General features: G+C 41.6%; 3 protein-coding genes and 2 pseudogenes. 2 read left to right on the plus strand and 3 right to left on the minus strand.

What is annotated here, in order from left to right; genetic code table 11:
- Positions 1 to 44: 44 nt before the first annotated feature.
- The 3 genes and pseudogenes from BHE89_RS08080 to priA all read right to left on the minus strand — a co-directional run bounded on the left by BHE89_RS08080 (position 45) and on the right by priA (position 4,446).
- Positions 45 to 836: an SPOR domain-containing protein gene (locus BHE89_RS08080; RefSeq protein ID WP_069366837.1), complete on the minus strand. Its 792-nt coding sequence runs from the start codon at positions 834 to 836 to the stop codon at positions 45 to 47.
- 70 nt (positions 837 to 906) lie between these two features.
- On the minus strand, positions 907 to 1,938 hold the full coding sequence (gene cytR / locus BHE89_RS08085) for a DNA-binding transcriptional regulator CytR (protein ID WP_074454055.1): 1,032 nt from the start codon (positions 1,936 to 1,938) through the stop codon (positions 907 to 909).
- Between the two features lie 305 nt (positions 1,939 to 2,243).
- Positions 2,244 to 4,446: pseudogene (gene priA / locus BHE89_RS08090) on the minus strand (primosomal protein N').
- Positions 4,447 to 4,649: 203 nt separating this feature from the next.
- On the opposite strand from priA, the gene rpmE reads away from it, so the two are divergent.
- Both rpmE and BHE89_RS08100 read left to right on the plus strand, forming a co-directional pair.
- Complete coding sequence (gene rpmE, locus BHE89_RS08095; protein WP_069366835.1) at positions 4,650 to 4,862, plus strand: 50S ribosomal protein L31; 213 nt, start codon at positions 4,650 to 4,652, stop codon at positions 4,860 to 4,862.
- Between the two features lie 389 nt (positions 4,863 to 5,251).
- Positions 5,252 to 6,040, plus strand: a pseudogene (locus BHE89_RS08100) (type II toxin-antitoxin system HipA family toxin YjjJ); the annotation flags it as partial.

Consider the following 6,040-nt stretch of genomic DNA (forward strand, 5'->3'; position numbering starts at 1 on the left):
CGTTGTGTGAATTAGAATTATAGGTGGGGGAGAAAATTTATTTTTCAACCCCCAGAAGCGCGAAGAATACAACCTGATACGCCAGCGCCAGCGGCTTGTCTACTCACGGAGTTGGCTTGTTCTTTACTGTAAGGGCCTGATAAGACGCGTATCCAACCATCATTGCCTTTCGTTACTCGACTTTCAACCCCCGAAAAAGCCAGCGTTGCTCTCACTGATTCAGCTTGTTCAGTATTCTTAAATGAGCCGCATTGCACTAAAAAGCGTGCTTCAGTAACCGCTGATTTAGGCGGTGTAACAATCGCAGGTGCTGGCGGTTGTTGAGTTTGTACGGGCTGTTGTGTAACAGAAGGCGTTGTTGTTGCAGGTGGGGTTATCACCACTTGTGAGCGCGGTACTTCACCATTATAAGGCACTTCTGGCAGTTGTACGGCGGGTTGGCGCTTATCCGCTTCTATTTGTTGTAAGAAACGTAACTGCTCAGGCGAAAGTGTTGCTTTCGGATTAATCTGGCTACCCGATGAAGGATATTCAGGCAGTAAAGGTGTACCTACCTGACGATTTTCCAGTTCTTTAATATATTGCCAACGCTCTTGCGGTTTTGGCGGTAGGGTATTCGCTGGATGTTGCCCAGTGACGGTTGGCGTTGTTTCTACGGCTTCTTTTTTATTATGTGTAATAAAATAGAGGCCGCCGATAAACAGCGCCACAATAGCGATTGCCGCGATAAGCGTCGTTAAAGGCAACCCTTTAGCAGCCTTTTTGCTCTTACTTTTCGTTGTCTTTTTACGACGAGCAGATGTCTGCCCTCGTCCCACATAGTCTCGTTGTGCCACAGTTCGATTCGCTGATAATTAAAGGAATAGGTATCACAATCGATATGTTACTTAACATAGTGTGTTTTGCCTAGCTTTTAAGCCGACATACACTGTCTCTTATAATTAACTCACAATCTAATAAGCGAGAGCCGGGGGCAACAGGTCTACCTTGTAGTTGGTCGAGTAGTAACAACATAGATTCACGACCAATTTGATAACGAGGTTGTTCCATTGTTGTCAGTGCAGGTTCGCTATAACGTGTGATATCAAGATTATCAAAACCAATCACCGAGAGATCTTTAGGAAGCTCTAACCCTAATTTTTTTGCCTGCCACATCACACCAATTGCCATAATATCACTATGACAGAACACAGCCGTGGGTGGCTCCGGTAAAGAAATCAGCTTTTTCAGACTTTCTGCACCGCTTTCATGGGTAAAATCACCACGAATAATATAATCTTCACGCAAAGGGACACCTGTTCTACGCATAGCTTGAATATAGCCTTGTAAACGATAACGACATAAAGGCATATCTTCTGGACCTGTAATACACGCAATGCGTTTATGTCCCATTTGCTGCAAATAGTGCGTTGCTCTAAAAGACGCGGTCAGATTATCAATATGGACAGTGGGGAGTTCGAGTTCAGGTGCAAATTCATTTGCCATGATCATTGGTGGCAGGTTTCTTTGCTCTTCTTTGGAAACATCAAAAGGAATATGTGAACCAAGCAGTAACATGCCGTCAATTTGTTTAGTGATAATAAGATTAATAAAGGCATTTTCATGTTTTTGTTGATGTTTACAATCACCAATTAACACGAGATAACCATGTTGTGCTGCGGTTTCTTCGATACCACACACAACATCAGTAAAAAAGGGATCGCTGATGTTAGGTACGATCACAAGGATCGTTTTTGACTCGTTACGTTTAAGGTTTTTTGACAGGTTATGTGGGTAATAGCCCACATCAAGAACAGCCTGTTCAACTTTCTGACGGGTTTGTGAGGATACTTTTTCCGGATTCATTAAAGTACGTGATACCGTTGCGGTAGACACGCCGGCTGCAAGAGCAACATCTTTCATTGTTGCTTGCGTATTATCTTTATTATTCTGTTGCAAACCCCATACCTCCCTTTTGGATGGTTTAGTTAAACGATTGCTTTTTTATTGCAAAAAAACCGCCAATATTCAAAAAAGGATTTTATCGACGGTTTTTAATTCAAGAAATATTCTAAATTGTTATTCTACCCACTTTTTAAATAGATACTGTTACCTAGTTTGCATAAAAAGTGTGATACCAATCGTTTTTATGAGGTAGTTCGCAAATTTGATAAATAGTCTTGGGTTGTAACGAGTATTGGAACGAAATGGTATCCTCACGATAAGACTGTCTAAAATATATTCACTTTCAGTAAACAAGATCCTTAGCAATCAGTTGGGTCAACATCAATATTCCATTTCACTTTTTTACTCTCGGGTAAGGCGACAATCTGAGGATAAGTGATCGACATTAATTTTTGTAAATACCCTCGTGAAGGATGCTGGAGCAATAATTGCCAACGATAATTTCCACCGCGTTTAGCTTGAATAGCAGGAACGGGCCCCATTACCCATAAATTAGCATCTCGCATTGGATGTTGTTCAAAGAACTGTTTTAGCTGTCGTAAGAACTGAGGTGCACGCTGATTATTGTGATCTTCAGAGCGGATCATAATATGGCTAGAATAAGGGGGTAAAAAAGTTGCTTGTCGCTCTTGTAAAGCTTCCTTAGTGAAAGCGTCATAGCCTTTCTCTAATAATGTCAGCAATAGAGGGTGATCAGGTTGGTGAGTTTGTAGATACACTGCGCCTTGTTTACCCGCACGACCCGCTCGACCCGATACTTGTATATAAAGCTGCGCAAAACGTTCGGCAGCACGAAAATCACTAGAAAACAGAGCGCCATCAACATCAAGTAAAGCCACTAAGGTAACATCAGGAAAGTGATGCCCTTTGGCTAACATCTGCGTACCGATAAGGATACGTGAGCCACCTTGATAAATATCTTCCAGTTGTTGCTCTAAAGCGCCTTTGCGACTTGTTGTATCTTTATCAATTCGTGTCACTGGTGTGTCAGGAAATAATTCACCAATACCTTGTTCAAGTTGCTCAGTGCCTAATCCCACAGGTATTAAATTGGTTGAGCCACATTGTGGGCATTGTGCTGGAATTCGTCGCTGACTATCACATTGATGGCAACGTAACATGCCCTGTTTTTGATGGATCGTATAATAGTGATCACAGCGAGGGCATTCTGCTATCCAGCCACATTCATGACATAACAATGCAGGTGAAAACCCTCGGCGATTTAAAAAGAGCATGACCTGATTACCCGCATTAAGGTGCTCTTTTATCGCTTTAATCAGAATGGGAGACAGCCCTGTTGTCAATGATTGTCCTTTTAAATCAATTAAATGCTCTGTTGCGGGTTTTGCATCACCTGCTCGTTGAGTCAGAGTGAGTTGTTGATACTTTTTTTTGTTCAACATTAAAACTGGTTTCAATTGATGGGGTTGCGGTTCCCATCACGATAGGAATATTTTCTTGCTTTGCACGAAAAACGGCGAGATCACGGGCATGGTAACGCCAACCATCTTGTTGTTTATAAGAGCCATCATGCTCTTCATCGATAATAATAATGCCAAGGTGTTGAAACGGAGTAAGAAGTGCCGATCGAGTACCGATAATAATGGCATTATCACCTCGCTTTGCACGTAACCAAACGGCTAAACGTTCAGTATCATTTAAGCCTGAATGAAGTACATCCACTGGGGCATTAAAGCGCGCTTTAAAACGGCGAATTGTTTGAGGTGTTAAGCCAATTTCAGGCACCAGTACCAGTGCTTGTTTACCTTGTGCGAGAATTTTTTCTAATACACTTAAATAAACTTCCGTTTTTCCTGATCCTGTAATACCTAATAATAACCAAGGTGAGAATTGATCAGCCTGCGCGCTAATTGCACCTACTGCAATCGCTTGTTCGGTATTTAATTTAAAGCGTTCACCTTGAACCACAAGATCTTTATGCCAGTGTATAGGAGCAGGTTGAATAGGGCGGAGATCTACAAACGCTTTCTTTTTTAAGTTATTGAGTGTTGCTGTCGTGATCTCAAATTCATCAAGTTGATGGCGATATAAAGGTGTTCGGCGAAGTGCCGCTAATGCTTGTTGCTGTTTTTTCGCGCCTTTTAAACTATTGAGATCGAGATCCATCCCCTCTTCAGTGGCATACCATTGCCATAATGGCGTGAACTCTGCGGGTTTCCCTTGTCGTAATAAAATCGGCATGGCATGAAATAGCACTTCCCCTAAAGGATAGTGATAGTAAGCCGATGCCCAATTTAACATATCCCATAAAACACCAGGAAAGAGTGTTTCGTTATCAAGGATCTCATCAATAGGCTTTAGCTTTTCGATAGGAAACTCACTGTGTGTACTGAGTCCTTTGACAATACCAAGAGAGCGGCGCTTATTACCAAAAGGCACGATCACTCGACTACCAATAACAGGCGCGTCAATTCCTTCTGGCAACAGATAATCAAAAGAGGAGAATAGTGGTACAGGTAAAATTACCTGAACTATGGTCATATCAGGGTTTCCGAGAGTTTTAGCGAAAAGATGATCTTAAGAATATCACAAAAAGTGTGCAGATTTCATTGCGCGTTTCGCGGATATTCTGTATGATCCGCCCCCTTTGGTAGATAAATTACCAAACACTTAATTTCAATCAACACGACGTGTGGTGTTCGGCTGTGGGCTGAATGGCGACACGGCCTTAGTAGAGGTTTTCCATGCAAAAAGATATCCATCCTAAATACGAAGAAATTACTGCATCTTGTTCTTGCGGTAACGTTATGAAAATCAAATCCACTGCAGGTCATAACCTGAATCTGGACGTTTGTGACAAATGCCACCCATTCTATACTGGTAAACAACGTGATGTTGCAACTGGTGGTCGTGTTGATCTGTTCAACAAACGCTTCAAAATTCCAGGCAGCAAATAAGCTATTTGTTGTCACAAGATGTCAGCCAAGTCTGGCATCTTGTAGACAGTTCGGAATTGAAAAAAGCCCAAAGTTTTTGCTTTGGGCTTTTTGTTATTCTTTATCGTCCAAATTATGGTCACTTTGTATCATACTTTAACCGCTTGATTTTTTATTGGTAGTAAGCTTTCCTCTATCTCTATTCATTACCTAGCGTGCTCTCCCAATGATAAAATAGCATATCGCATATACCTCAAAGCGATAGCGCTCTTTTGTATGCGTTTTTATGTAATATCGTAGCCAATACTCGCGCTTTTAATAGTGACAAGACAGATCACAGCTGATAAATTATCTATTCATAATCCTATTCACTTATCTATTCATTAACCTATTTATAAGTAGCTAATATCATGACACAACGAGCAGAAGTCATACGAAAAATACTACGTAATGGACCTGAGCCAGCAAGGCAACTAACTAATATTATGAATATTAGTCAGCCAACCCTGTCTAGGGCATTAAAAATGTTGTCTAATGATATTGTTCAAATTGGCTCGGGTCGTTCTATTCAATATGCTTTACGTGATGGTTCGCGTGGCTTCAACTCTGTACCTATTTATCGCATAAGTGAAGAAGGTAAAATTAAGTTGTTGGGTAAATTGACACCAGTTTATCCAGCCGGTTTTGTTATGGAGCAGGTTGATAATGTCAATCGGTATAGCGAAGGATTGCCGTGGTGGTTATTTGATATGCGTCCACAAGGGTATCTTGGACGTGCTTATGCTGCGACTTATTCCGCTGAGTTGGGTTTACCACATAATCCAGACAGTTGGTCTGACACAGATATTATCAGAGCTTTAATTGCTCACGGTCATGATGCAGTGGGAAATTTGTTAATAGGGGAACAGGCAAAAAAACATTTTTTGACGATGCCGATGCCTGCTGCGGTTGCTCGTTCAACGACTTACCCAACATTAGCTCGAGCGGTTAGTTCAGGGGAAGCTCCTGGCTCATCCGCAGGTGGCGAACAACCCAAATTTTGTACCTATACCGATAGAGGCCATGTCATCGTTAAATTTACGGCTTCTGACAATAATGCTATCAGCGAGCGTTGGCGTGATCTCCTTCAAGCTGAGCATCTTGCCTTAAAGGTGCTAGGCGTTGAAACAGAAATTTTTGATTTTAAAGGGCAACGTTTT

Origin of the sequence: Shigella sp. FC1967, assembly GCF_001743005.1 — a bacterium.
Taxonomy (GTDB): domain Bacteria; phylum Pseudomonadota; class Gammaproteobacteria; order Enterobacterales; family Enterobacteriaceae; genus Proteus.

Bases quoted from the DNA above. Each gene is read 5' to 3' on its own strand.
- rpmE (WP_069366835.1), top strand. From the start codon at position 4,650: ATGCAAAAAGATATCCATCCTAAATACGAAGAAATTACTGCATCTTGT.